Origin of the sequence: Streptomyces sp. NPDC041068 (genome assembly GCF_040647455.1) — a bacterium.
Lineage (GTDB): Bacteria > Actinomycetota > Actinomycetes > Streptomycetales > Streptomycetaceae > Streptomyces.
In genome coordinates, this window is the sequence record NZ_JBEZCG010000006.1 from 142,330 (window position 1) to 165,396 (window position 23,067).

Genomic DNA, 23,067 nt, shown 5'->3' on the forward strand with positions numbered 1-23,067 from the left:
GCGCCCCCCCACGGGCCCCACACGTGACCGGCGCGGATCACAGCTCCGCCAGCAGTTCGGCCTTCTTCGTCGTGAACTCTTCGTCCGTGAGCAGACCCGCCTGGTGCAGCTCGCCCAGGTGTCTGATGCGGTCCGCGATGTCCGCCGGATCGCGGCGCACGGCCGGGGTCACCGAGGCGCCGGTGCCCGTACCGCCGGCGGTCAGGGCAGGGCCGGCCGGGCCCGACGTCCGCACCGCGGCGAGGACCGACGCGGCGAACGGCAGCGATTCGTGGACCGGGCCGTAACCGAGGCCGAAGACGACGGCCGCCGGGTCCTGGTCGGCCTGGGCGGGCTGTGCCACGGGAGTCTCGCGGCGCAGCAGCCGCAGATGGCCCTCGAACAGTTCCGGGGAACGCCATTCGATGCCGCACAGGTCGGTCACCGGGAAGCTCTGGTCGCCGGCCTTCCACTTCGCCGACGATGCGCCCGTCCAGAACCAGCGGAAGGACACCTGCTTGCCGTCGAAGGAGGCCTTGCCGTCGTACGCCTTGAACTGCAGGGGCGCTTCGGGCGCGGCCACCAGATAGCGGTCGGGAGGCTCGCTCTCGCCCGGGATCTGTGCCCGCAGCTCGTCCGCGTAGTACTCCGCGAGCGTCTCCCGCTCGGCGGGCAGAACCAGGCGGTACGGGTCGCAGCCGTCCTTGAGCTGGCCCGCCGCGGCCTCCATCAGAGGATCGGCGCCCGGTCTTGGAACGGCATGCAGGACCATGGTCCCGCGCTTTCCTGGGGAGAGTGTCACCGCTGCGATCGCCTCAAGGGGGATACGCCGTTCACCGAGCGCCTGGAAGAGCTTCGGTGTGCGGATTCCCCGTTCGAAGCGGATGAGCACGGAGTCGGACTCGAACTCCCAGGCGGCATGAAATCCGGCCAGTACGTCACCCATGCGGCTCATCGTAGGCGGCACGCGCGCCTCCGTCCCTCCTGCGGCGGGCCGCTGTTTCATCGATTTCTACGCGCGTCAGGCCGCGGCCTCGCCGGAAAAACCCTTCCGGCAGGCGTCGCCCCCGCTGGCGCACTGAACTCCGTGGTACGAACCAGTGCCGATCGCGGCGAAGTTGCGCAGGCTCTCCGTGCCCGGCTCGAAATAGCCCGTGTGCCCCACCGCACCCGCCGCGGACAGCACGCGCGCACCGAAGGCGCCGGACACCGGGTCGGCACCGTGGCCGAGCCCGCCGACCTCCATGTACGGCACATCCTGAATCCAGTCGTCGCTGTCCCTGGTGGCCCAGATCCGGGCCCCCGACCCCAGCTGCGAGGCGGAGTCGGCCCGCATGCCGGGGCTTCCCGCGACCGCGATGTCGCTCACGCGCGCGGGCAGGCTTCGCGCGGCCACACCGCACACCACGGAGCCGTAGCTGTGGCAGTACAGCGCGACCGGAGTGCGCCCGGGGAGCCCGCGCACCATGGCGTCGAGGCGCACGGCCCCGTCCTCGGCGCGCATGGCCGTGGCCGCGTCGACGCCGATACCGACGGGCGCGGTGTAGTCGGCCCAGGCGATCACGGCGGTACGCGTGCGTGGCTTCACCGAGCGCTCCGCTTGGTAGAGCGACTTCGCCATGCCCACCGGCGCCGAGTACTTGCGGAACGTCCGCTCGAAGGTCAACACGTTCGTGTCGACACCGGGGACCACGACCGAGACCCGGCGGGCCTTGTCGAGGTCTCCGAAGACCTCGGCCATGCGTCCCGAGCCCATGGGATCGAAGGCGAGGACCTGACGTCCGGGGCGCATCATGACCCCGAACCGCTTCATCCTGCGTTCGGCCTCCTGCTGCCCCGCGGGGGAGAGGCGGTTGTCGTGCATGCGCTGGCGTTCGACCTTGCGAGCCTGCCCCAGAGCGATGTGGTTCGCGCGGTAACGCAGCTTGGCGGGCGCGCCGTTCATGTTGCCGACGGCCAGGGGATAGCGGGCGGCCAGACGGTTGCGCTGCTTCACGTCGAGCGAGGCGAAGAAGTGGGCGAGGCGGCCGGCGGGAGCGTCGGGGTCGGGCAGTGCCCGTCCGTCGATGCTTCCCCGCTCCCAGGCGGAGAGAGCGGCATCGAGCGGGGACGCGGCGTCCTTGTTGTGGCGCACCGCGGTCCAGCCCGTGGTCGCCAACATGACGAACACGACGGCGAGCGCGAGCAGAGCGCGCCAGACGCTGAGTTGGGGGGATGAGTCGAAGGAAGTCACTGCGGAACACCCTAGGAGAACCGTGATGCCTACCGTGCATCGCGTGAGGTAGATCACGTTTCTGGAGGGGTAATTGAGGCAAAGCGGGCGCATCCGAAGTGACGCCATCACGCTCTGTGGGCGGCGCGTACGCGCGGCGCGAGAGGGGTGGGAGTCACTCACGGTATGCGTGACATCGCTCAACGTGCATGCGAATTGCGAGGGTTGGGTGATCTCGCCGTGCGGGGACTCGGTTAGTGCGCGTCGCTCCGGCGGGGTCCGTGTCCGTGCCAGTCGTCCGCCAGTGCGGGCCCCAGGTGCTCAAGATATTGCACGGTGATCGCGCGGATCGATTCCAGGCTGAGGTCCTCGCCCGCGCCCCACAGTCGCCCCGCGACCCGCATGACGCCGCTGAAAGCGGCCACCGCCACGCTCGGGCGAGGGTCGCCGGGATCCAGTCCCTCGCGTTCGGCGATCACCCTCGCGACCTCGTCCTCGGTCTCGATGGAGCGGCGCAGATGGGCGGCGAGCAGCGAGGGGGTCGATTCGATCATCTGGTAGGCGCGCATGTGGAGTTCGACGGGGACGACCTCCTCGATGGACTCACCCATCACGTCCCACGCGCTGAGGACGGCCTTGCGCAGGGCGACCAGCGGGGTTTCGTGGGCGGGGCGCTCGCGCAGGGCCTCGACGAAGCGCGCCTCCACCATCGCCTGGATCGCGAAGGCGGCTTCCTGCTTGTTGGCGAAGTAGCGGAAGAACGTGCGCTGGGAGACGTCGACGGCCTCGGCGATCTCGTCGACGGTTGTCTCCTCGTACCCCTTGGTCGTGAAGAGTTCGAGCGCCGCACGCAGGAGCGCGTCCCGGGTGCGCTGCTTCTTGCGCTCGCGCAGTCCGGGCCTTGCGGGCTCGCCGGAGGTGATCCCAGCGGTCTCCCGCTGCGCCTCCGCGGAGCCCATCGCTCGCTGACTGGCCTTCACGCCATGGTCCTCTTTTCGCCGTCGGCCCAGCTCACCCTACCTGTGAGCCAGGTGACAGTTACCGACTTGTGAATTGGTTTGTCAACTGTCAGTGGCTGACACTAACCTCAACGCATGACTAGTCAGACCACCGTCGACAAGGCGGACAGGGCACCAGAGCCCCCGCCCGCTCCGGCCGCGGCCAAGGGGCTCCGTGGCCACCCCTGGCTGACGCTGTTCTCCGTCGCGATCGGCGTGATGATGGTCGCCCTGGACGGCACCATCGTGGCGATCGCCAACCCGGCCATCCAGAAGGACCTCGGCGCGACCTTCTCGGACGTCCAATGGATCACCAACGGCTACTTCCTCGCCCTCGCCGTCTCGTTGATCACCGCGGGCAAGCTGGGTGACCGCTTCGGCCACCGGCAGACGTACCTCATCGGCGTGGTCGGCTTCGCCGCCGCCTCCGGGGCCATCGGGCTGTCGGACACCATCGGCCTGGTGGTCGCCTTCCGTGTCCTCCAGGGCCTGTTCGGCGCCCTGTTGATGCCGGCGGCGCTCGGTCTGCTCCGCGCCTCGTTCCCGGCCGAGAAGCTCAACATGGCCATCGGGATCTGGGGCATGGTCATCGGCGCGTCCACCGCCGGCGGCCCGATCCTCGGCGGTCTGCTCGTCGAGCACGTCAGCTGGCAGTCCGTCTTCTTCATCAACGTGCCGGTCGGCGCCCTCGCCCTCGGGCTCGGCCTGTTCATCCTCAAGGACCACCGGGCCGAGAACGCCCCCAGGTCCTTCGACATCCCTGGCATCGCGCTGCTGTCGGCGGCCATGTTCTGCCTGGTCTGGGCGCTCATCAAGGCTCCGAAGTGGGGCTGGGGCGACGGCATGACCTGGACGTTCATCGCCGCCTCCGTACTGAGCTTCGTGCTCTTCGCGGTCTGGGAGACGAAGGTCGAGGAACCGCTCATCCCGCTGGGCCTGTTCCGCTCCGTGGCGCTGTCCGCCGGTGTGGTCCTGATGGTGCTCATGGCCATCGCCTTCATGGGCGGGCTGTTCTTCGTCACCTTCTACCTGCAGAACGTGCACGGGATGAGCCCCGTCGAGAGCGGTCTGCATCTGCTGCCGCTCACCGGCATGATGATCGTGGGTTCGCCGCTGGCGGCCGCGATGATCACCAAGGCGGGCCCGCGCATCCCGCTGGCGGTCGGTATGGCGATCACCGCCATCGCCATGTACGGCATGTCCACGCTGGAGGCGGGCACGAGCAGCGGCCTCATGGCGGTCTGGTTCGCGCTCCTCGGCCTCGGCCTCGCCCCGGTGATGGTCGGCGCGACCGAAGTCATCGTGGGCAACGCGCCCATGGAGCTCTCCGGTGTCGCCGGTGGTCTCCAGCAGGCCGCGATGCAGGTCGGCGGCAGCCTCGGCACCGCCGTCCTCGGTGCCGTCATGGCCTCGAAGGTCGACAGCGACCTGCCCGGCAACTGGGCCGACGCGAAGCTTCCGCCGCTCAGCTCCGCCGACCTGGACAAGGCGGCCGAGGCCGTCCAGGTCGGTGTGGCGCCCGTCCCGCCGAAGGCTCCGCCGTCGGTTGCCGAGCAGATCACCTCGGTCGCGCACGACACGTTCATGTCCGGCATGGGCATGGCCTGCCTGGTCGCCACCGGCGTCGCCGTGGTCGCGGTCTTCATCGCCTTCCTGACCAAGCGGGGCGAGAACGCCGAGGCCGGAGCGGGCATGGGCCACATCTAGGGCGCAGAACGACGGCCGGAGCCGCGGCGCGCATCCGCCGCGGACGCCGGGCGGACGGTGGTCATCGGGGAAAGCCCCTCAGGGACATCCTGGGGGGCTTTCGCCTATCCGGGTGACGCACATTCGTACCCCTTCCGATGGCCCGGTCGGAAGGTCCACAGTGCAGACAGGAGATCCGCACGACGCGGACAACTGATCCACACATCACGGGGGTTGAACCACATGCGCACGTCCATGCCCACAACCGTCACAGCCGTCGCACTCGCCGCGGTGATCCTCACACCCGCGCACGCCGGGGCCGCCGCCCCGCCGACACTGCGCGGATGCGGGCCGGGTGAGCTCTGCCTCTGGGAGAAGGCGGAGTTCCAAGGCGCCCGACAGGTCTACGAGTTGGCGGACATCGACATCGAGAGCTGCACCGCGCTGCCGGAGGGGGGCAGCGCGGAGGCACTCGCGAACCGCACGGGCCGACCCGTCACCGTGTACCAATCGGCGGAGTGCGCCGAGACCGGCGAATTCAACACCTACCCGGGCAGCGGCACCTGGGCGCCCGAATCGCCTTATCGCGTACGGGCCTTCAAGGTCTGGGAAAGCTGAATGGGGGTACTCGCGGAGCCGAGCCCGAACCGGCTGACCCGAGAACTCGGGGAAGGGGCGGACCGCGCGACATGGGGGATCGTCGGACTCGTCTGCGCGATCGCGGGCTTCTTCGTGCTGGGTGCAGCCCTCGGCCCGACAGCGATCGTCTGCGGCTGGCTCGGCACGGGGCGCAGCTGGACCGGTGCCCGTCCGGTACCGGCCCTGATCGCCCTCGTCCTGGGCGCGATCGACACCGTCCTCGCACCCATATGGATAGCCGGGGCAATCACGTATGGATAGCCGGGGCAACCACGACGAGCGGCATGCTCTGAGCCCAGGGTTGTCTCTGTCCCGGCCTCAGGGCGCCCCCGCCCCGCCGAGAGCCTCCGTCCCCGCGACGCCGCTCTCGGCGGCCATGGGGCGGGGCACCGTGCCGGACATCGGCGCCGAGCCCGACGTCCGGGCCGCGCCCGCCGCAGACAGAGTCGTCACCTGCGCACGCAGCGCCCGCACCTCCGCCGTCAACGCCTCGATCGCGGCTGTCTGGCGCCGCTCCTCGGCATCGTCCTTCTCGAAGCGTGCGATGAACCACGCCGCGATGTTCGCGGTGACGACACCGAGGAGCGCGATGCCCGACAGCATCAGCCCGACCGCGAGCACCCTGCCGAGGCCCGTCGTCGGTGCGTGATCGCCGTAGCCGACGGTCGTCATCGTGGTGAAGGACCACCACACCGCATCGCCAAGTGTCTTGATGTTCCCGTTCGGTGAGTCCCGCTCCACGGAGAGCACCGCCAGGGAGCCGAACATCAACAGACCCACCACCGAGCCCGCCACATACGTCGTCAGCTTGATCTGCGACGCCATCCGGGCCCGTCGGCCGACGAGCATCAGCGTGGAGACGAGCCGCAGCAACCGCAGCGGCTGAAGCATCGGAAGGATCACGGCGCACAGGTCGAGCCAGTGCGTGCGGACGAACCGTCTGCGGTGATCGGTGAGGAGGAGACGCACCACGTAGTCGACAGCGAACGAGCCCCAGACGACCCACTCCACCAGCGTGCAGGTCCTCGTCACGGTCCTGCTGGCATCAGGCATCACGATCGGCACGGCGTAGGCGACGGCGAACGCCACCGCGAGCGCGAGAAGCGGGCGTTGGGTGCGCCGCTCCCAACGGATCTGTGCCGGTAGTTCCTTCATGGGCGCATCGTAGAAAACGCAGGGCACCGTGGAAAACGCCGAAGGGCGACGGGACCCTGGTCCCGCCGCCCTCCAGTCCGTATGAGGGGCGATATCAGGCGCGATATCAGGCGCGATATCAGGCGCGATATCTGGCGCGCCTCGTGAAGCGCCCCGTGACGTTACGCGTCGCCACCGGCCGCGCCCGGGTCGGCGGCCGTGACGTCGAGGAGCTGGTAGCGGTCGATCGCCTGCTTCAGGACGGAGCGGTCGACCTTGCCCTCACGGGCCAGTTCGGTCAGCACCGCCACGACGATCGACTGCGCGTCGATGTGGAAGTAGCGGCGGGCGGCGCCGCGGGTGTCGGCGAAGCCGAAGCCGTCCGCGCCCAGCGACTGGTACGTGCCGGGCACCCAGCGGGAGATCTGGTCGGGAACGCTCCGCATCCAGTCGGAGACGGCCACGAACGGGCCTTCCGCGCCGGTCAGCTTCTGCGTGACGTACGGGACGCGCTGCTCCTCCTCGGGGTGCAGGAGGTTGTGGCGCTCCACGTCCACGGCCTCGCGGCGCAGCTCGTTCCAGGAGGTGGCCGACCAGATGTCCGCCTTGACGTTCCACTCCGAGGCGAGGATCTGCTGGGCCTCGACCGCCCACGGCACCGCGACGCCGGACGCGATGATCTGGGCCGGAATGGCGCCCTGCTCACCGGACTTGAAGCGGTAGATGCCCTTGAGGATGCCGTCGACGTCCACGTCGGCAGGCTCGGCCGGGTGCTGGATGGGCTCGTTGTAGACGGTGAGGTAGTAGAAGACGTCCTCGCTGTCGGGGCCGTACATCCGGCGCAGGCCGTCCTTGACGATGTGCGCGATCTCGTAGCCGAAGGCCGGGTCGTAGGCGACGCAGCCCGGGTTGGTCGAGGCGAGCAGCTGCGAGTGGCCGTCCGCGTGCTGCAGGCCCTCGCCGGTCAGCGTCGTGCGGCCGGCGGTCGCGCCGAGGACGAAACCGCGCGCGAGCTGGTCGGCCATCTGCCAGAACTGGTCGCCGGTGCGCTGGAAACCAAACATCGAGTAGAAGACGTACACGGGGATGAGCGGCTCGCCGTGGGTCGCGTACGCCGAACCGGCGGCGATGAGGGACGCCGTGCAGCCCGCCTCGGAGATGCCGTCGTGCAGCATCTGGCCCGTCGGCGACTCCTTGTACGCGAGGAGGAGGTCGCGGTCCACGGCCTCGTACTGCTGGCCGAGCGGGTTGTAGATCTTCGCGCTCGGGAAGAACGCGTCCATGCCGAAGGTGCGGTACTCATCGGGGGCGATCAGCACGAAGCGCTTGCCGATCTCCTTGTCCCGCATGAGGTCCTTCAGGATGCGGACGAACGCCATGGTGGTGGCGATCGACTGCTGGCCCGAGCCCTTCTTCGCGGTCGCGTACGTCTTGTCCTCGGGGAGCTGCAGCGGCTTCGAGCGCACGACGCGGGTCGGGACGTAGCCGCCGAGGCCCTTGCGGCGGTCGTGCATGTACTGGATCTCTTCGGAGTCGCGGCCCGGGTGGTAGTACGGCGGGGCGCCGTCCTCCAGCTGCTTGTCCGTGATCGGGATGTGCAGACGGTCGCGGAAGCCCTTGAGGTCGTCGACCGTCAGCTTCTTCATCTGGTGCGTGGCGTTGCGGCCCTCGAAGTTCGGGCCGAGGGTCCAGCCCTTGACCGTCTGGGCGAGGATCACCGTCGGCTGGCCCTTGTGGGCCTTGGCCGCCGAGAACGCGGCGAAGATCTTCTTGTGGTCGTGACCGCCGCGGCCCAGGTGGAGGATCTGGTCGTCGGTCATGTTCTCGACCATGGCGCGCAGCCGGTGGTCGTCGCCGAAGAAGTGGTCGCGGATGTAGGAGCCGGTCTCGGTGGCGTACGTCTGGAACTGGCCGTCGGGCGTGGTGTTCAGCTTGTTGACCAGGATGCCGTCGCGGTCCTGCGCGAGCAGCGGGTCCCAACTGCGGTCCCAGACCAGCTTGATGACGTTCCAGCCGGCGCCGCGGAACTGCGACTCCAGCTCCTGGATGATCTTGCCGTTGCCGCGCACCGGGCCGTCGAGGCGCTGCAGGTTGCAGTTGACGACGAAGGTGAGGTTGTCCAGGCCCTCACGGGCGGCGATGGAGAGCTGGCCGAGCGACTCGGGCTCGTCCATCTCGCCGTCGCCGAGGAACGCCCAGACGTGCGACTTGGAGGTGTCGGCGATGTCGCGCGCCTCCATGTAGCGGTTCATGCGCGCCTGGAAGATCGCGCCGAGCGGGCCGAGGCCCATGGAGACAGTCGGGAACTCCCAGAAGTCCGGCATCAGGCGCGGGTGCGGATACGACGAGAGGCCGTTGGGTGCCTTGGACTTCTCCTGGCGGAACGCGTCGAGCTGCTGCTCGGAGAGCCGGTCCAGGAGGAAGGCGCGGGCGTAGATACCGGGGGACGCGTGCCCCTGGAAGAAGATCTGGTCGCCGCCGTCGCCCTCGTCCTTGCCGCGGAAGAAGTGGTTGAAGCCCACGTCGTAGAGGGAGGCGGAGGAGGCGAAGGTGGCGATGTGGCCGCCGACGCCGATGCCGGGGCGCTGGGCGCGGGAGACCATGACCGCGGCGTTCCAGCGGGTCGCGTTGAGGACCTTGCGCTCGATCTCCTCGTTGCCGGGGAAGAACGGCTCGTCCTTGGTCGCGATCGTGTTGACGTAGTCCGTACTGCGCATTTCGGGCACGGCGACACGCTTCTCGCGTGCGCGCTCGATCAGCCGGAGCATCAGGTAGCGGGCCCGCTCACGGCCGCGTTCGTCGACCGCGGCATCGAGGGAGTCGAGCCACTCCTGGGTCTCTTCGGGATCGAAGTCCGGGACCTGACTCGGCAGGCCGCCAATGATGATCGGGTTGCGATCGGATCCGGAAGCCACGCTGTTCCTTCGCTGTTGGGGCTTTCGCCTGGGTTATGCCTGGCCGTGCACCGCTCCCCATCGTGTACCGCGTGGACGCAAACGTCATCTCTACCGATAGGTAACCGAGACGTTCATCGGTCGACCCTGGGGTAGGCTCGGCCCAAATCGCAACGATACGCCCATCCTGCCTAGCTGCTTCGCAGAGCCGTTCGGCCTCGTACGGATGTGGCGACAGTTGCGTCGACACGGCCGGGAACGTCACCGTTTCGGCGGTCTCGGCGGCCGGGTACTTGCGCGATCCGTCCCGCCCGTGTGGACTACGGCCAACGCCCCGCGCACGCGCGTGGCTGACAGGCATTCCCAAAAACATGATCAGGAGGCAATCCGTGAGCGCGACCGCGGACCACGCGGAGACGAACCTTGCCGTAAGGCTTGGTTTCCAGCCCGACCAGGTGGTCCAGGAGATCGGCTACGACGACGACGTCGACCAGGAGCTCCGCGAGGCCATCGAGGAGGCCACTGGCACAGAGCTCGTCGACGAGGACTACGACGACGTGGCTGACGCCGTGGTGCTCTGGTTCCGTGAGGACGACGGGGACCTGACTGATGCGTTGGTGGACGCCATCGCGTACATGGAGGAGGGCGGCTCGATCCTGCTGCTGACTCCGAAGACCGGGCGCGACGGCTATGTCGAGCCGAGCGAGATCGGCGAGGCCGCCACCACGGCCGGCCTGTCGGCGACCAAGAGCGTCAACGCCGGCAAGGACTGGAGCGGCAGCCGTCTGATCACGCCGAAGGCGGCCGCCAAGAAGCGGTGACGCTCCGCTTTGGGGCGCGGGTTTTCGTTCTGCGGGTCCGTTGTGGTTGATCGCGCAGTTCCCCGCGCCCCTGGACGGGGCGCTTCGAGGCCCCTCGCCGACCTGTGTCGGCGAGGGGCCTCACGCATGCGGACGTAGGGTGGAGTCACCCGAACAGCCCCACCCGAGGGGCACCGTCGAAGGGATGCGTATCTCATGGCGCTCGCTGGAATCGCGACCGGCACCAAGGCCCCGGAATTCGAGCTGAAGGACAACCACGGCCGGACCGTGAAGCTCTCCGACTTCCGCGGCGAGAAGAACGTGGTGCTGCTCTTCTACCCGTTCGCGTTCACCGGCGTGTGCACCGGCGAGCTGTGCGCGCTCCGCGACGAGCTGCCGAAGTTCGTCAACGACGACACCCAGCTCCTCGCCGTCTCCAACGACTCCATCCACACCCTGCGCGTCTTCGCCGAGCAGGAGGGCCTGGAGTACCCGCTGGTCTCCGACTTCTGGCCGCACGGCGAGGTCTCGCGCGCGTACGGCGTCTTCGACGAGGAAAAGGGCTGCGCGGTGCGCGGCACCTTCATCATCGACAAGGAGGGCGTGGTGCGCTGGAGCGTCGTCAACGCCCTGCCGGACGCCCGCGACCTGAACGAGTACGTCAAGGCCCTGGAGACCCTGTGATTCCTCAGGGGTGACACCCTGTGATTCTTCAGGTGCAGAGCCTGTGGCGGTCGGGAACCGGTCACTAGGATCCACACGTTGATCCGATGGCAACGCAACGCTTGGGGCTCCCCGCCCCTGGACACCAATTGGGAGGACTCGTGGGAGTCAGCCTCAGCAAGGGCGGCAACGTATCGCTGAGCAAGGAGGCGCCGGGCCTGACCGCGGTTCTGGTCGGCCTGGGCTGGGACGTCCGCACCACCACCGGTACGGACTTCGACCTCGACGCCAGCGCGATCCTGACGAACGCGGAGGGCAAGGTCAGCAACGACCAGAACTTCGTATTCTTCAACAACCTGAAGAGCCCCGACGGCTCCGTCGAGCACACCGGTGACAACACCACCGGTGAGGGCGAGGGCGACGACGAGGCGATCAAGGTCGACCTCGCCGCGGTGCCCGCCGACGTCGAGAAGATCGTCTTCCCCGTCTCGATCTACGACGCCGAGACGCGTCAGCAGTCGTTCGGCCAGGTCCGCAACGCGTTCATCCGCGTCGTGAACCAGGCGGGCGGTGCGGAGATCGCGCGGTACGACCTGTCCGAGGACGCCTCGACGGAGACCGCGATGGTCTTCGGCGAGCTGTACCGCCACGGCGCCGAGTGGAAGTTCCGCGCGGTCGGCCAGGGCTACGCCTCGGGTCTGCGCGGCATCGCGCAGGACTTCGGCGTCAACGTCTGAGCCGAGTTCGCCCCTTAGCCCCGTCGTCCGGCGCCGCACACACACCCGTGCGGCGCCGGACGTGCTCATCACCTCTTGTTCCCGCACCATGGGAACTTCTGCTCTCGTCACCTCGGGGAGGACCATCACCATGGGCGTCACGCTCGCCAAGGGAGGCAACGTCTCCCTCTCCAAGGCCGCACCCAATCTCACCCAGGTCCTCGTCGGGCTCGGCTGGGACGCGCGCTCCACCACCGGCGCCCCCTTCGACCTCGACGCCAGCGCGCTGCTGTGCAACGCGGGCAGGGTCCTCGGCGACGAGTGGTTCGTCTTCTACAACAACCTCAAGAGCCCCGACGGCTCCGTCGAGCACACCGGCGACAACCTCACCGGTGAGGGTGATGGCGACGACGAGTCGGTCCTGATCGACCTCTCCAAGGTGCCGGTCAACTGCGACAAGATCATCTTCCCCGTCTCGATCCACGAGGCGGACAACAGGGGGCAGACCTTCGGTCAGGTCAGCAACGCGTTCATCCGCGTCGTGAACCAGGCGGACGGCCAGGAACTCGCGCGCTACGACCTCAGCGAGGACGCCTCGACGGAGACCGCGATGATCTTCGGCGAGGTCTACCGGTACGGGGGCGAGTGGAAGTTCCGTGCGGTCGGACAGGGGTACGCGTCGGGCCTGCGCGGCATCGCTCTAGACTTCGGGGTCAACGTTTCTTAAAGCCGGGGACCGGCGCGGGGGAGACCGCTACACGGGAGCCCGTACACACACGATTGGGTAGCCAGTGCTTCTGAAAACCTTCGGCTGGTCGTTCGCGGTCACCGCGCTCGGTCTGGTCGCGGCGGTGTTCTACGGAGGGTGGACCGGCTTCGGGGTCGTGGCGATCCTGTCCATCCTCGAGATCTCGGTGTCCTTCGACAACGCCGTGGTCAACGCCGGAATCCTGAAGAAGATGAATGCCTTCTGGCAGAAGATCTTCCTCACCATCGGCATTCTCATCGCCGTGTTCGGCATGCGGCTGGTCTTCCCTGTCGTCATCGTGGCCATCAGCGCCAAGATCGGGCCCATCGAGGCCGTCGACCTGGCGATGACCGACAAGGACCAGTACCAGCAGCTGGTGACCGACGCCCACCCGTCGATCGCCGCCTTCGGTGGCATGTTCCTGCTGATGATCTTCCTCGACTTCATCTTCGAGGACCGTGACATCAAGTGGCTCGGCTGGATCGAGCGCCCGCTCGCCAAGCTCGGCAAGGTCGACATGCTGTCGGTCTGCATCGCGCTGATCGTCCTGATGGTCACCTCGATGACCTTCGCCACCAACGCCCACCAGCACGGCGGCGCGCATGTGGACAAGGCGCAGACCGTCCTCATCTCCGGTATCGCGGGTCTGATCACCTATCTCGTGGTGGGCGGACTCTCCGGTTACTTCGAGAACAAGCTGGAGGAGGACGAGGAGCGCGAGCACGAGGCCGAGGAAGAGGCCAAGCGCACCGGCAAGAAGAACACCGGCATGGCGATGGCCGGCAAGGCCGCGTTCTTCATGTTCCTCTACCTCGAGGTCCTGGACGCGTCCTTCTCCTTCGACGGTGTCATCGGCGCCTTCGCGATCACCAACGACATCGTCCTGATGGCGCTCGGCCTCGGCATCGGCGCCATGTACGTCCGGTCGCTCACGGTCTACCTGGTCCGCCAGGGCACCCTCGACGACTACGTCTACCTGGAGCACGGCGCGCACTACGCGATCGGCGCCCTCGCCGCGATCCTCCTGGTCACCATCCAGTACGAGATCCACGAGGTCATCACCGGCTCCATCGGTGTCCTTCTGATCGCCTGGTCCTTCTTCTCGTCCGTGCGCCGCAACCGTGCGCTGGCGGCGGCCGAGGGAAAAGCGGGGTCGGACGAGAAGTCTGAGGTGTCGTCCGGGGTCTGACGCTGACTGAATCCCTCGCCGACCTGTCCGATTCCGCATTCCGGAGTGTGACGGCGGCCAGGGTGAGGAACGCTCTGTGCGGGGCGGCCTTCGAGGAGATGTCCTCAGGGTCGCCCCGTCCGTATTCGTACGTGGCACAAGGGCACTTGGGGGCGGAATGTCCTTCTGGGACGGTCTGTGGCGTGGCCGGTCGACGGAGTTCGCATCGGGCAGCGCGGCGACGAACTCCATCGAACTGACCAAACGGAACCCGACGGTCTCGCTCACCAAACAGGGCGCGGCCACCGGCAATCTGCGGGTCAACCTGTCCTGGCAGATGCGTACGTCCGACCTCATCGGCAAGCAGCGCAATCGCGGCAGCCTGCTGAGGCACCCCTTCAAGATGTTCCAGCCCGACGTGGTGCAGGCGCACACCCAGGGCGTGGTCAACGTCGACCTCGACATCGGCTGCCTGTACGAGCTGATGGACGGCACCAAGGGCGTCGTCCAGCCGCTCGGCAGCTTCTTCGGGAGCCTCAACGCGCCGCCGTACGTGAAGCTGAGCGGCGACGACCGGTTCGGCTCGCCGTCGGGCGAGACGATCTACGTGAACCTCGACCACCGCGAGTCCATCAAGCGGCTCCTGGTCTTCGCGTACATCTACGACCAGACGCCCGCCTTCGACCGCACGCACGCCAAGGTCACGCTCTACCCCAGCAACGGCCCGCGGGTCGAGATCGACCTGGACGAGCGCCAGCCGCAGGCCCGCTCGTGCGCGGTGGTCTCCATCGAGAACATCAAGGACGAGCTGATCGTGCGCCGCGAGGTGAAGTTCGTCTACGGCTTCCAGGCCGAGCTCGACCGGCTCTACGGCTGGGGCCTGCAGTGGGGCCGCGGCTACAAGACCAAGGTGGGCTGATCCCGTGCCCCCGCCGGGCCGGGCAGGCCCCTCAGCGGGACAGGAACTGCGGCCCCTGCGGGGGCAGCCGGAAGTTCGGGTCGGGCATCGGGGCCACCGGCTGCGGATAGCCGTACGAAGGCTGGGCGACCGGGGCGGGATGCGCGATCGGGGCGGGCTGCGTGGGCGCCGCCGGAGGGTAGCCGTACGCGGGCTGGGGCGCCGGATGGCGGGGCGGCTCGGGCGGATAGCCGTACGCGGGCCGGGGGGCCGACTGCGGGGCGTGCTGCGCGACGGACGGCTGGGCCACGGGCTGCTGCGGTACGGGCTGCTGGGGCGGCAGCGGGAAGGAGGTGGAGGCCGGCGGTGCGGGCTCGGGCGACGCGGAGTCCGAGTCGTCCACCGAGATCCCGAAGTCGGAGGCGAGACCCTCCAGGCCGTTGGAGTACCCCTCACCGAGCGCGCGGAACTTCCAGCCCTCGCCGCGGCGGTAGAGCTCCCCGCAGATCAGCGCCGTCTCCTCGCCGGTCTGCGGAGTGATGTCGAAGTAGGCGAGCGGCTCGGCGTCGGCGAGCGCGGCGTCGTACAGCAGGATCCGCAGCGCGGGTACGTGCTCGAAGGGGACGCCCTCCGCCGAAGCGGCCAGGAGCACTCGGCTCACCGCCGGGTCCATGCCCGCCAGATCCGTCTGAATCGTGTCGGTCAGGCCCTCGGCGACCCGCTTCTTGCCGAGCCGCCAGACCTTGCCCGCGGGGTGGCGCGGCTGGTTGTAGAAGACGAAGTCCTCGTCGGACCGGACGCGGCCGTCGCCGCCGAGGAGCAGCGCCGACGCGTCGACGTCGGGGACGCCCTGGCCCGGGGTCCAGCGCAGCACGGCGCGGACGGCCGAGGCTTCGAGAGGGACGTTCGACCCCTTCAACATCGCGTGCGTCATGCGGTCATCCTGCCTTCCCCCGTCAGGACGGGACAACGCGGGGGGCCCAAGGTCCCGGTCGCGTCGGCAGGCGCCTGACCTGCGGGTGGTGCGAGCGTGCGACGGTTGTGTGGTGTGCGTGTACGACATGGCCGGGTTACCTGAAGTTCATGCCCGGAGGGAACCCCCGGCACCCGTCTCTACGTACTATTACCGGCCACATCCGAACGGCCCACGTCGACGAAACAGGCGATAGCAGGGGAATCTCATGCGTCATTTCGGGCACATCGCCCCAGAGGTGCGGCAACGCCTCTTCCACAGGGAGCCGTGTGCCTTCACCGCGGACTCCCCGCCCCATCTGCTCGCGGCCGCTCTGGGAGCCACGCTCTACAGCCCGGCCACCCGCCCCCGCCTCGCCGACGACATCCTCAAGCAGGCCGGGCGCGGCGTCGTCTCCATGGTGCTCTGCCTGGAGGATTCCATCGACGACGCCGAGGTCACGGCCGCCGAGGAGAACCTGGTCCGGCAGTTCGCCGACCTGGCGGGCCGGGGCGTGGAGCCGCCCCTGCTCTTCATCCGGGTCCGCGCCGCCGAGCAGATACCCGACCTGGTCCGCAGGCTCGGCTCCGACGTCCGGCTGTTGTCCGGATTCGTACTCCCCAAGTTCACCGAGGAACGCGGTGTTCCGTTCCTGGAGGCGCTGGCGGCCTCGGACCTGCCCGGCGGGCGACGGCTCTTCGCCATGCCCGTCCTGGAGTCCCCCGAGCTGCTGCACCTGGAGAGCCGCGCCGAGACCCTGGCCGGGATAGCCCGCACCGTCGACAAGTACCGCGACCGGGTGCTCGCGCTGCGCCTCGGCGTCACCGACTTCTGCTCCGCGTACGGACTGCGCAGGCCGCCGGACATGACCGCGTACGACGTACAGATCGTCGCCTCCGTCATCGCCGACGTCGTGAACGTCCTCGGCAGGGCCGACGGCACGGGATTCACCGTGACCGGACCCGTGTGGGAGTACTTCCGCGTCCAGGAGCGGATGTTCAAGCCGCAGCTGCGCCGCAGCCCCTTCCTGGAGGGCAGGGCCGACGAACTGCGCCAGGCCCTCATCGAGCACGACATGGACGGCCTGCTCCGCGAGATCGAGCTCGACCGCGCCAACGGCCTGCTCGGCAAGACCTGCATCCACCCCTCCCACGTCCTGCCCGTGCACGCCCTCTCCGTGGTCAGCCACGAGGAGTTCAGCGACGCCGAGGACATCCTGCGTCCCGAGCGGGGCGGCGGCGGGGTCCTGCGCTCCTCGTACACGAACAAGATGAACGAGGTGAAGCCGCACCGCGCCTGGGCCGAGCGGACCCTGCGGCGCGCCGAGGTCTTCGGCGTCGCCAGGGAGGACGTCGGCTTCGTGGAGCTGCTCACCGCCGGGCTGCCCGGCTGATGGAGATTCCCGGCCGATGAACAAGACGAACATGAGGAACATGACGTACGTGACCGAAGAAGCGGGGCCCGAGGCGACGGTGTGGTCGGGGACCTGGGTCGCCGAGCGGCTCGGGGTCGGGCTCGACGGCGACGAGGCGCTGCCCGGCCTGCTCGGGCTCGCGCTGCGCCGCAACCCCAAGCGGGCCCACCTCCTGGTGTCGAACGTGCTCGGCAAGCACGTGCCGCAGCGCCCCTCGGTCGTGTACGCGGCCGGGCACGACCTCGGCGTCCGGGTGCGGAGCCTCCTCGGTGACGACGAGGCCCGACGCGCCCTCGTCCTCGGCTACGCGGAGACCGCGACGGGCCTCGGCCACGCGGTCGCCGACGGCGTGGGCCTCGCGCCCTATCTGCACTCCACCCGCCGCCCCGTCGAGGGCGTCGAGCGCGCGGGCGGCTTCGAGGAGTCCCACTCGCACGCCACCTCGCACCTGCTGCTGCCCGAGGACCCGCGGCTGCTCGCCGGGGAAGGACCGCTCGTCCTCGTCGACGACGAGTTCTCCACCGGCAACACCGTCCTGAACACCGTCCGAGCCCTGCACGAGCGCTTCCCGCGCGAGCGGTACGTGATCGTGGCCCTGGTCGACATGCGCTCGCCCGAGGACCAGGGGCGGCTCGACGACTTCGCCCGCGAGATCGGCGCGCGCGTCGACCTCGTCGCGACGGCGTCCGGGACGGTGCGGCTGCCCGACGGCGTCCTGGAGAAGGGGCAGGCGCTGGTCGCCGAGTACGAGCACGAGCACGAGCACGAGAGCGAGCACGAGCCCGAACACGAGCCCGAACACGAGAGCGGGCCCGGGGGCGAGTCCGGGGACAAGCCCGAGAGCGCCGCTGTCCCGCGGCCCCGCGGCGAGCGCGCCCCGGTCGACCGCGTCGAGCTCGGCTGGCCCGCGGGCGTCCCCGACGGCGGGCGGCACGGCTTCACGCCCACGCACCGCGCGGCCCTCGACGCCGCGCTGCCCGACATGGCGGCCCGGATCGCGAAGGCGCTGCCCGACGACGCGCGCCGCGTGCTCGTCCTCGGCTTCGAGGAGCTGATGTACGCGCCGCTCGCGCTCGGCGTGGAGCTGGAGCGGCGGACCGGCGCCGAGGTGCGGTTCTCCACCACGACCCGATCGCCCGTGCTCGCCGTGGACGACCCCGGCTACGCGATACGCACCCGCCTCGCCTTCCCCGCGCACGACGAGCCCGCCGAAGGACCCGGAACCCGGTACGCCTACAACGTCGCGGGCGCCGGCTTCGACGCGATCGTCGCCGTCGTCGACTCGGTCGCGGACACGCCCCAACTGCACGCCCCGGAAGGTCTGTTGGCGCGGCTCTCCGCGCACACCGGGCGTGTCCTGCTGGCCGTCGTCCCCTCGTACATACCTGAGTTCGCGCCTGAGTGCGCCTCTGCGAACGCCCCTGAGAACGCCCCCGAGAACGTGCCTGCGTACGTTCCTGAAAGGTCCCGCATGCTCCCCGAGCCCCTCCGCGGCCCCGCCTTCTCCTCGTACGCGCCCGAAGACGTCGGCTGGCTGCTCCAGGACCTCTCGGACGTGACGCTCGAAGCGCCCACGGAGGAGCGCGAGGAGGCGATACAGAGCGGTGGCGCGCACTACGCCGAGTCGCTGCCCGTCGAGTACCAGCCGAGCGAGCGCTACCAGGAGCTGTTCCGCGCCGCCCTCGACACCTCCGCCGCCCGCATCGCCCAGGCGGTCGGCACGGTCGCCGAGACCGTCCTCGCCGAGCGGTCACCGCGCCCGGTGCTCGTGTCGCTGGCCCGCGCGGGCACTCCCGTAGGCGTCCTGATGCGCCGCTGGGCCGCGCACCGGCACGGACTCGACCTGCCGCACTACGCCGTGTCGATCGTGCGCGGCCGCGGCATCGACGCCAACGCGCTGCGCTGGCTCGCCGCGCACCACGACCCGGCCGACGTCGTCTTCGTCGACGGCTGGACCGGCAAGGGTGCGATCACCCGTGAACTGGCCGAGGCGGTACGGGAGTTCGAGGAGGCCGGTGGTCCCGCCGGGTTCAGTCCGGAGATCGCCGTGCTCGCCGACCCCGGCTCGTGCGTGCGCACCTACGGCACCCGCGAGGACTTCCTCATCCCCTCCGCCTGCCTCAACTCCACGGTCTCCGGGCTGATTTCGCGCACCGTGCTCCGCGCCGATCTGGTCGGCCCGGACGACTTCCACGGTGCCAAGTTCTACCGCGAGCTCGCGGACGCCGATGTGTCGGGCGAGTTCGTCGACGCGGTCGTGAGCCGTTTCGGCGAGGTCGTCGACGCGGTGGACGCCCAGGTCAAAGAGGTACTGTCCGCCGAAAGGGCGCCGACCTGGGAGGGCTGGGCCGCCGTCGAGCGGATCAGTGAGGAGTACGGCATCCACGACGTGAACCTCGTCAAGCCGGGCGTCGGCGAGACGACCCGGGTGCTGCTTCGTCGCGTCCCCTGGAAGATCCTGGCCTGCGCGGGCGCCGGGGCGGACCTCGATCACGTACGGCTGCTCGCCGAGCAGCGCGGTGTGCCGGTCGAGGAGGTCGGTGAACTCCCGTACACCTGCGTGGGGTTGATCCACCCCAAGTACACGCGGGGTGCGACGGGGGCGGACGGCAAGGCGGTGGCTGCCAAGTGACTTCCGTGATGGTCGCCAGCGACCTGGACCGCACCCTCATCTACTCCTCCGCCGCCCTCGGCCTGACCATGTCCGACGCCGAGGCGCCGCGGTTGCTCTGCGTCGAGGTGTACGAGGGCAAGCCGCTCTCGTACGTCACCGAGGCCGCCGCCGGGCTCCTCGACGAGCTGGCGCGCACGGCGGTCTTCGTGCCGACCACCACGCGGACGCGCGAGCAGTACGGGCGCATCCATCTCCCGGGGCCCGCACCGGAGTTCGCGATCTGCGCCAACGGCGGCCACCTGCTCGTCGACGGCGTCTCCGACCCCGACTGGCAGGCGACCGTCGCGCGGCGGCTGGCCGCGGAGTGCGCTCCGCTCGACGAGGTCCGCGCGCATCTGGTGCGTACCGCCGATCCGGCCTGGCTGCTCAAGGAGCGTGTCGCCGAGGACCTCTTCGCGTATCTCGTCGTCGAGCGTGCGCTGCTGCCCGATGAGTGGGTCAAGGAGCTCGCCGTCTGGGCCGAGGGGCGTGGGTGGACGGTGTCGCTGCAGGGTCGGAAGCTCTATGCGGTGCCGAAGCCGCTGACCAAGAGTGCGGCGGTGCGGGAGGTGGCTCGGCGTACCGGTGCCGAGGAGATTCTCGCCGCGGGTGACTCGTTGCTCGACGCGGATCTGCTGCTTGCCGCCGATCGTTCTTGGCGGCCGGGGCACGGGGAGCTCGCCGATACGGGGTTTGTGGCGCCGGGGCTCACGGTGTTGCCGGAGCGGGGGGTCGCCGCGGGGGAGGGGATCGCCGGGGCGTTCCTCGATGCGGTGGGGCGCGGCTAGCCTTGCGCCATGCCTCGTTACGAATATCGGTGCCGGTCCTGTGGTGACACGTTCGAACTGAGTCGGCCCATGGCCGAGTCCGGTGACCCGGCGGTGTGCCCTGCCGGGCACGGGGACACGGTGAAGTTGTTGTCGGCGGTGGCGGTCGGTGGATCGGCGGCGTCTGCGCCTCGCGGTGGCGGTGGTGGTGGCGGCGGTTGCTGCGGTGGGGGTTGTTGCGGCTGACAGCGCCGTTGGGGGTTTGTTCGGGGTTGTCTGCGGGGCGGATGTGGTTGCTCGCGCAGTTCCCCGCGCCCCTGACGGGGCGCCGTCGGGGTGTGGTTCGGGGGCGTCCGCGGGTTCTTCGTGGCTGATCGCGCAGTTCCCCGCGCCCCTTACGGGGCGCTCCCGGCCGGGGTCAGCGGATCACTGTCCCAGGTCCCGCCCCCAGCAACCCCAGTTCCGCCCGCGTAGGCGCCCCCTCCCAGTCCCCCCGCGACGCCACCGCGAACGCGCCCGTCGTGACAGCGCGGTCCAGGCGGGTCGGTACGGGTTCGGCGTCCAGGAGGGCCGACAGGTAGCCGGCGACGAAGGCGTCGCCCGCGCCGACCGCGTCCACCGCCCGCACCTCGCGCGCGGGGGCGTGGAGTTCGCCATCGGCGGTGTGCGCCGTGGCGCCGGACGCGCCGAGTTTGACCACCACCTCGCGGACGCCGAGTTCCAGGAGGGTCTTCTCCGGGGACGACGGGGTCGACTCCGATGACGCGAGACACAGGGGCAGTTCGTCGTCCGAGGCGATGAGGACATCCACGTACGGGATCCAGGACCGCAGTTCCGCCGCCGCCTCCCGCGAACTCCACAGGCGGGAGCGGAAGTTGACGTCGAGGCAGGCCTGCGTGCCGTGGTCGCGGGCCAGGCGCAGGGCGCGGCGGCAGGCCTCGGCCGCCGACGGGCCGAGGGCCGGGGTGATGCCGGTCAGATGCAGGACGCGCGGCGCGGGGCCCGCGGCGAAGGCGGCCTCCACCGCTTCCGGGGTGAGCCGTGAACCCGCCGAGCCCGCGCGGTAGTAGTGCACGCGGGTCACCTCCGGCAGCCTCGGCTCGAAGAGGATCAGGCCCGTCGGGGCGGCCGGGTCGCGCGTCGCCCCGGTGACGTCGACGCCCTCCGCGCGCAGCGTGCGCAGGACCAGTTCACCGGCCTCGTCGTCGCCGACCGCGCCCGCCCAGCGGACGGCGTGGCCGAGGCGGGACAGGCCGATGGCGACGTTGCTCTCGGCGCCCGCGACGGACACGTCCATGGAGCCGCCCAGTTTGAGCGGTCTGCTGCCGCGCAGGGCGACCATGGATTCGCCGAGGGTCAGGACGTCGTAGCGTGGCGCGCCGGGCCTCACGAGGTCACCTTCACGAACTCCGCCGCCCGTGCCCGCAGCGCGGCGAGGTCGCCGCCGTCCGCCGCGTCGCCGATCAGCGGTGAGCCGACGCCCACCGCGACCGCGCCGAGCGCCAGATACGCCTCGGCCGCCGCCGCGTCCACGCCGCCGACCGGCACGAAGGGCGTACGGGGGAAGGGGCCTTGCAGGGCCTTGAGATAGGCGGGGCCGCCCACCGCCGAGGCGGGGAAGATCTTCAGCGCGGTCACGCCCGCCGCCTCGGCCGCGATGACGTCGGTCGGCGTGAGGACACCGCCGAGCACCACAAGCCCGAGCCGCACCGCCTCGTCGACGCCCGCGCCGAGGCCCGGCGTCACGATGAGGTTGGCGCCCGCGTCGGCGGCCGCGCGGGCGTCCTTCGCGGTGAGGACCGTGCCGGCGCCGAGCCAGACGTCGGCGCCCAGTTCGGCGCGCGCCCTGCGCAGCACGCCCAGGGCGTCGGCGCCGCTGAGGGAGACCTCCACCAGAGGGATGCCGGATTCGGCGAGCGTCATGACCGTACGGAAGGAGGCCTCGGGGTCGGTGCCGCGCACGATGGCGACGAGGCGCCGCGCCCGGAGCGCCGCGGGGAAGTCGAGGAGGTCGGGCATCTCCCCAGATTCGCACAGCAGTGTCAGCGCGCCCGCCCCGGGTGCTGCGCCCTCCCGACCCGCGGAATCGGCCGTGCCTGATCGGGGTGGCGGGCCTTCCAGTAGGGGTTGTCGTGCGGCAGGCCGCCGCTGACCCGCCCGTACATCCCGAAGGCCATGAGCAGCACGCCGACCACGAAGCTGAACAGGACGTTCTGGATCCGGAACGCCAGGAAGTTGTAGCGGGAGTCCAGCAGGGCGAGATTGACGAAGCCGCTGAGTACGAACGCGGCGCCGAGGACCATGTTCAGCGTCGACGCGGTGTTGCCGCCGATCACCATGCCGGCGAAGAGCAGCAGACCCACCGCGATCGACAGGACGCTGAGCGCGCCGTTGGTGTTGAGCCCGGCGACGGTGTCGCCGCGGGTGTCGAAGAAGCCGACCTTGTCGATGAGCCCGAGGACGCCGAACGCGAGCAGGACGAGCCCCATGAGACCGGCGCCCGCGCGGTAGACCTTGCTGAGCCGGTGGTCGACGGGCAGCTCCTCGTCGAGCCTGATGTGCCGTCCGCGGCCCTTCGCCCCCGGGTGGAGTGTGTGCGTGGCCATGTCCGCCTCCCTGGTCGTGCGGAGGCCCTACGTCCGTACGTGGAGTCCGTACGTAACTCCAGGATCCGCCCGCGGGGCGGCGACTGCCAAACGCAGCGGTCCCCTCAGCGCTCTGGTCCCCTCAGCCTCCTGACCCCCTC

Annotated in this window: 22 protein-coding genes; 13 read left to right on the top strand and 9 right to left on the bottom strand. The window is 69.8% G+C overall.

Annotated elements, in window-relative coordinates; translation table 11 throughout:
- Positions 1-37 precede the first annotated feature (37 nt).
- The 3 genes from AB0B50_RS15425 to AB0B50_RS15435 all read right to left on the bottom strand — a co-directional run bounded on the left by AB0B50_RS15425 (position 38) and on the right by AB0B50_RS15435 (position 3,150).
- A complete protein-coding gene (locus AB0B50_RS15425; RefSeq protein ID WP_362330754.1) occupies positions 38-925 on the bottom strand; it encodes a DUF4429 domain-containing protein in 888 nt (295 codons plus the stop codon).
- Between the two features lie 75 nt (positions 926-1,000).
- Complete coding sequence (locus AB0B50_RS15430) at positions 1,001-2,212, bottom strand: alpha/beta hydrolase (RefSeq protein WP_362330757.1); 1,212 nt, start codon at positions 2,210-2,212, stop codon at positions 1,001-1,003.
- 233 nt (positions 2,213-2,445) lie between these two features.
- Positions 2,446-3,150, bottom strand: a complete 705-nt coding sequence (locus AB0B50_RS15435; RefSeq protein WP_362331604.1) for a TetR family transcriptional regulator — start codon at positions 3,148-3,150, stop codon at positions 2,446-2,448.
- A 135-nt stretch (positions 3,151-3,285) separates the two neighbouring features.
- On the opposite strand from AB0B50_RS15435, the gene AB0B50_RS15440 reads away from it, so the two are divergent.
- From AB0B50_RS15440 to AB0B50_RS15450, 3 genes are all read left to right on the top strand, one after another.
- Complete coding sequence (locus tag AB0B50_RS15440) at positions 3,286-4,896, top strand: MFS transporter (protein ID WP_362330760.1); 1,611 nt, start codon at positions 3,286-3,288, stop codon at positions 4,894-4,896.
- A gap of 234 nt (positions 4,897-5,130) precedes the next feature.
- Entirely contained in the window at positions 5,131-5,493 is a 363-nt protein-coding gene (locus tag AB0B50_RS15445) for a peptidase inhibitor family I36 protein (protein WP_362330763.1), read from the top strand.
- The gene (locus AB0B50_RS15450) at positions 5,494-5,775 is read left to right on the top strand and encodes a small hydrophobic protein (RefSeq protein ID WP_362330766.1); all 282 of its coding nucleotides are present in this window, start codon (positions 5,494-5,496) and stop codon (positions 5,773-5,775) included. It begins immediately after the preceding gene.
- 57 nt (positions 5,776-5,832) lie between these two features.
- On the opposite strand, the gene AB0B50_RS15455 is transcribed toward AB0B50_RS15450, so the two are convergent.
- Together AB0B50_RS15455 and aceE are read right to left on the bottom strand one after the other, a co-directional pair.
- A complete protein-coding gene (locus tag AB0B50_RS15455; RefSeq protein WP_362330769.1) occupies positions 5,833-6,669 on the bottom strand; it encodes a potassium channel family protein in 837 nt (278 codons plus the stop codon).
- A gap of 161 nt (positions 6,670-6,830) precedes the next feature.
- Positions 6,831-9,563 (bottom strand): pyruvate dehydrogenase (acetyl-transferring), homodimeric type, encoded by a 2,733-nt coding sequence (aceE, locus tag AB0B50_RS15460; RefSeq protein ID WP_362330772.1) that lies wholly within the window; start codon positions 9,561-9,563, stop codon positions 6,831-6,833.
- A gap of 368 nt (positions 9,564-9,931) precedes the next feature.
- Here aceE and AB0B50_RS15465 point away from each other — a divergent pair, with 368 nt between their 5' ends.
- From AB0B50_RS15465 to AB0B50_RS15490, 6 genes are all read left to right on the top strand, one after another.
- Positions 9,932-10,363, top strand: a complete 432-nt coding sequence (locus AB0B50_RS15465) for a DUF3052 domain-containing protein (RefSeq protein WP_362330775.1) — start codon at positions 9,932-9,934, stop codon at positions 10,361-10,363.
- A gap of 195 nt (positions 10,364-10,558) precedes the next feature.
- The gene (locus AB0B50_RS15470) at positions 10,559-11,026 is read left to right on the top strand and encodes a peroxiredoxin (protein WP_362330777.1); all 468 of its coding nucleotides are present in this window, start codon (positions 10,559-10,561) and stop codon (positions 11,024-11,026) included.
- Between the two features lie 140 nt (positions 11,027-11,166).
- Positions 11,167-11,742, top strand: coding sequence for a TerD family protein (locus AB0B50_RS15475; RefSeq protein ID WP_362330780.1), 576 nt, complete (start codon positions 11,167-11,169; stop codon positions 11,740-11,742).
- A gap of 130 nt (positions 11,743-11,872) precedes the next feature.
- Positions 11,873-12,448 carry a TerD family protein gene (locus AB0B50_RS15480; RefSeq protein WP_362331607.1) on the top strand — a complete coding sequence of 192 codons (576 nt, stop codon included), beginning with the start codon at positions 11,873-11,875 and terminating at the stop codon, positions 12,446-12,448.
- A 64-nt stretch (positions 12,449-12,512) separates the two neighbouring features.
- Positions 12,513-13,658, top strand: a complete 1,146-nt coding sequence (locus tag AB0B50_RS15485) for a DUF475 domain-containing protein (protein ID WP_362330783.1) — start codon at positions 12,513-12,515, stop codon at positions 13,656-13,658.
- Between the two features lie 157 nt (positions 13,659-13,815).
- Complete coding sequence (locus AB0B50_RS15490) at positions 13,816-14,556, top strand: Tellurium resistance (RefSeq protein ID WP_362330786.1); 741 nt, start codon at positions 13,816-13,818, stop codon at positions 14,554-14,556.
- A gap of 31 nt (positions 14,557-14,587) precedes the next feature.
- Here the strand turns inward: AB0B50_RS15490 and AB0B50_RS15495 are convergent, their stop codons facing one another.
- Complete coding sequence (locus tag AB0B50_RS15495) at positions 14,588-15,469, bottom strand: TerD family protein (protein ID WP_362330789.1); 882 nt, start codon at positions 15,467-15,469, stop codon at positions 14,588-14,590.
- Between the two features lie 247 nt (positions 15,470-15,716).
- Here AB0B50_RS15495 and AB0B50_RS15500 point away from each other — a divergent pair, with 247 nt between their 5' ends.
- Genes AB0B50_RS15500 through AB0B50_RS15515 form a run of 4 tightly spaced genes read left to right on the top strand, consistent with a single transcriptional unit; the run spans position 15,717 to position 20,567 of the window.
- Positions 15,717-16,880, top strand: coding sequence for an HpcH/HpaI aldolase/citrate lyase family protein (locus AB0B50_RS15500; RefSeq protein ID WP_362330792.1), 1,164 nt, complete (start codon positions 15,717-15,719; stop codon positions 16,878-16,880).
- Between the two features lie 40 nt (positions 16,881-16,920).
- The gene (locus AB0B50_RS15505) at positions 16,921-19,533 is read left to right on the top strand and encodes a phosphoribosyltransferase (protein WP_362331610.1); all 2,613 of its coding nucleotides are present in this window, start codon (positions 16,921-16,923) and stop codon (positions 19,531-19,533) included.
- Positions 19,534-19,541: 8 nt separating this feature from the next.
- Positions 19,542-20,342, top strand: a complete 801-nt coding sequence (locus AB0B50_RS15510) for an HAD family hydrolase (protein WP_362331612.1) — start codon at positions 19,542-19,544, stop codon at positions 20,340-20,342.
- A 9-nt stretch (positions 20,343-20,351) separates the two neighbouring features.
- On the top strand, positions 20,352-20,567 hold the full coding sequence (locus AB0B50_RS15515) for a zinc ribbon domain-containing protein (protein ID WP_362330795.1): 216 nt from the start codon (positions 20,352-20,354) through the stop codon (positions 20,565-20,567).
- A 172-nt stretch (positions 20,568-20,739) separates the two neighbouring features.
- On the opposite strand, the gene AB0B50_RS15520 is transcribed toward AB0B50_RS15515, so the two are convergent.
- Genes AB0B50_RS15520 through AB0B50_RS15530 form a run of 3 tightly spaced genes read right to left on the bottom strand, consistent with a single transcriptional unit; the run spans position 20,740 to position 22,927 of the window.
- Positions 20,740-21,711 carry a sugar kinase gene (locus tag AB0B50_RS15520; RefSeq protein ID WP_362330798.1) on the bottom strand — a complete coding sequence of 324 codons (972 nt, stop codon included), beginning with the start codon at positions 21,709-21,711 and terminating at the stop codon, positions 20,740-20,742.
- Complete coding sequence (locus AB0B50_RS15525; RefSeq protein WP_362330801.1) at positions 21,708-22,340, bottom strand: bifunctional 4-hydroxy-2-oxoglutarate aldolase/2-dehydro-3-deoxy-phosphogluconate aldolase; 633 nt, start codon at positions 22,338-22,340, stop codon at positions 21,708-21,710. Before AB0B50_RS15525 ends, AB0B50_RS15520 begins: the two co-directional genes overlap by 4 nt.
- Before the next feature lie 23 nt (positions 22,341-22,363).
- A complete protein-coding gene (locus AB0B50_RS15530) occupies positions 22,364-22,927 on the bottom strand; it encodes a DUF4383 domain-containing protein (protein ID WP_362330804.1) in 564 nt (187 codons plus the stop codon).
- Positions 22,928-23,067 lie beyond the last annotated feature (140 nt).

What these genes read in the sequence shown, in the direction of transcription:
- AB0B50_RS15425 (WP_362330754.1), bottom strand. Translation starts at nt 925, where the DNA reads ATGGGTGACGTACTGGCCGGATTTCATGCCGCCTGGGAGTTCGAGTCC.
- AB0B50_RS15435 (WP_362331604.1), bottom strand. Translation starts at nt 3,150, where the DNA reads ATGGGCTCCGCGGAGGCGCAGCGGGAGACCGCTGGGATCACCTCCGGC.
- AB0B50_RS15440 (WP_362330760.1), top strand. Translation starts at nt 3,286, where the DNA reads ATGACTAGTCAGACCACCGTCGACAAGGCGGACAGGGCACCAGAGCCC.
- AB0B50_RS15445 (WP_362330763.1), top strand. Translation starts at nt 5,131, where the DNA reads ATGCCCACAACCGTCACAGCCGTCGCACTCGCCGCGGTGATCCTCACA.
- AB0B50_RS15450 (WP_362330766.1), top strand. Translation starts at nt 5,494, where the DNA reads ATGGGGGTACTCGCGGAGCCGAGCCCGAACCGGCTGACCCGAGAACTC.
- AB0B50_RS15455 (WP_362330769.1), bottom strand. Translation starts at nt 6,669, where the DNA reads ATGAAGGAACTACCGGCACAGATCCGTTGGGAGCGGCGCACCCAACGC.
- AB0B50_RS15470 (WP_362330777.1), top strand. Translation starts at nt 10,559, where the DNA reads ATGGCGCTCGCTGGAATCGCGACCGGCACCAAGGCCCCGGAATTCGAG.
- AB0B50_RS15480 (WP_362331607.1), top strand. Translation starts at nt 11,873, where the DNA reads ATGGGCGTCACGCTCGCCAAGGGAGGCAACGTCTCCCTCTCCAAGGCC.
- AB0B50_RS15490 (WP_362330786.1), top strand. Translation starts at nt 13,816, where the DNA reads ATGTCCTTCTGGGACGGTCTGTGGCGTGGCCGGTCGACGGAGTTCGCA.
- AB0B50_RS15495 (WP_362330789.1), bottom strand. Translation starts at nt 15,469, where the DNA reads ATGACGCACGCGATGTTGAAGGGGTCGAACGTCCCTCTCGAAGCCTCG.
- AB0B50_RS15500 (WP_362330792.1), top strand. Translation starts at nt 15,717, where the DNA reads ATGCGTCATTTCGGGCACATCGCCCCAGAGGTGCGGCAACGCCTCTTC.
- AB0B50_RS15505 (WP_362331610.1), top strand. Translation starts at nt 16,921, where the DNA reads ATGACGTACGTGACCGAAGAAGCGGGGCCCGAGGCGACGGTGTGGTCG.
- AB0B50_RS15510 (WP_362331612.1), top strand. Translation starts at nt 19,542, where the DNA reads ATGGTCGCCAGCGACCTGGACCGCACCCTCATCTACTCCTCCGCCGCC.
- AB0B50_RS15515 (WP_362330795.1), top strand. Translation starts at nt 20,352, where the DNA reads ATGCCTCGTTACGAATATCGGTGCCGGTCCTGTGGTGACACGTTCGAA.
- AB0B50_RS15525 (WP_362330801.1), bottom strand. Translation starts at nt 22,340, where the DNA reads ATGCCCGACCTCCTCGACTTCCCCGCGGCGCTCCGGGCGCGGCGCCTC.
- AB0B50_RS15530 (WP_362330804.1), bottom strand. Translation starts at nt 22,927, where the DNA reads ATGGCCACGCACACACTCCACCCGGGGGCGAAGGGCCGCGGACGGCAC.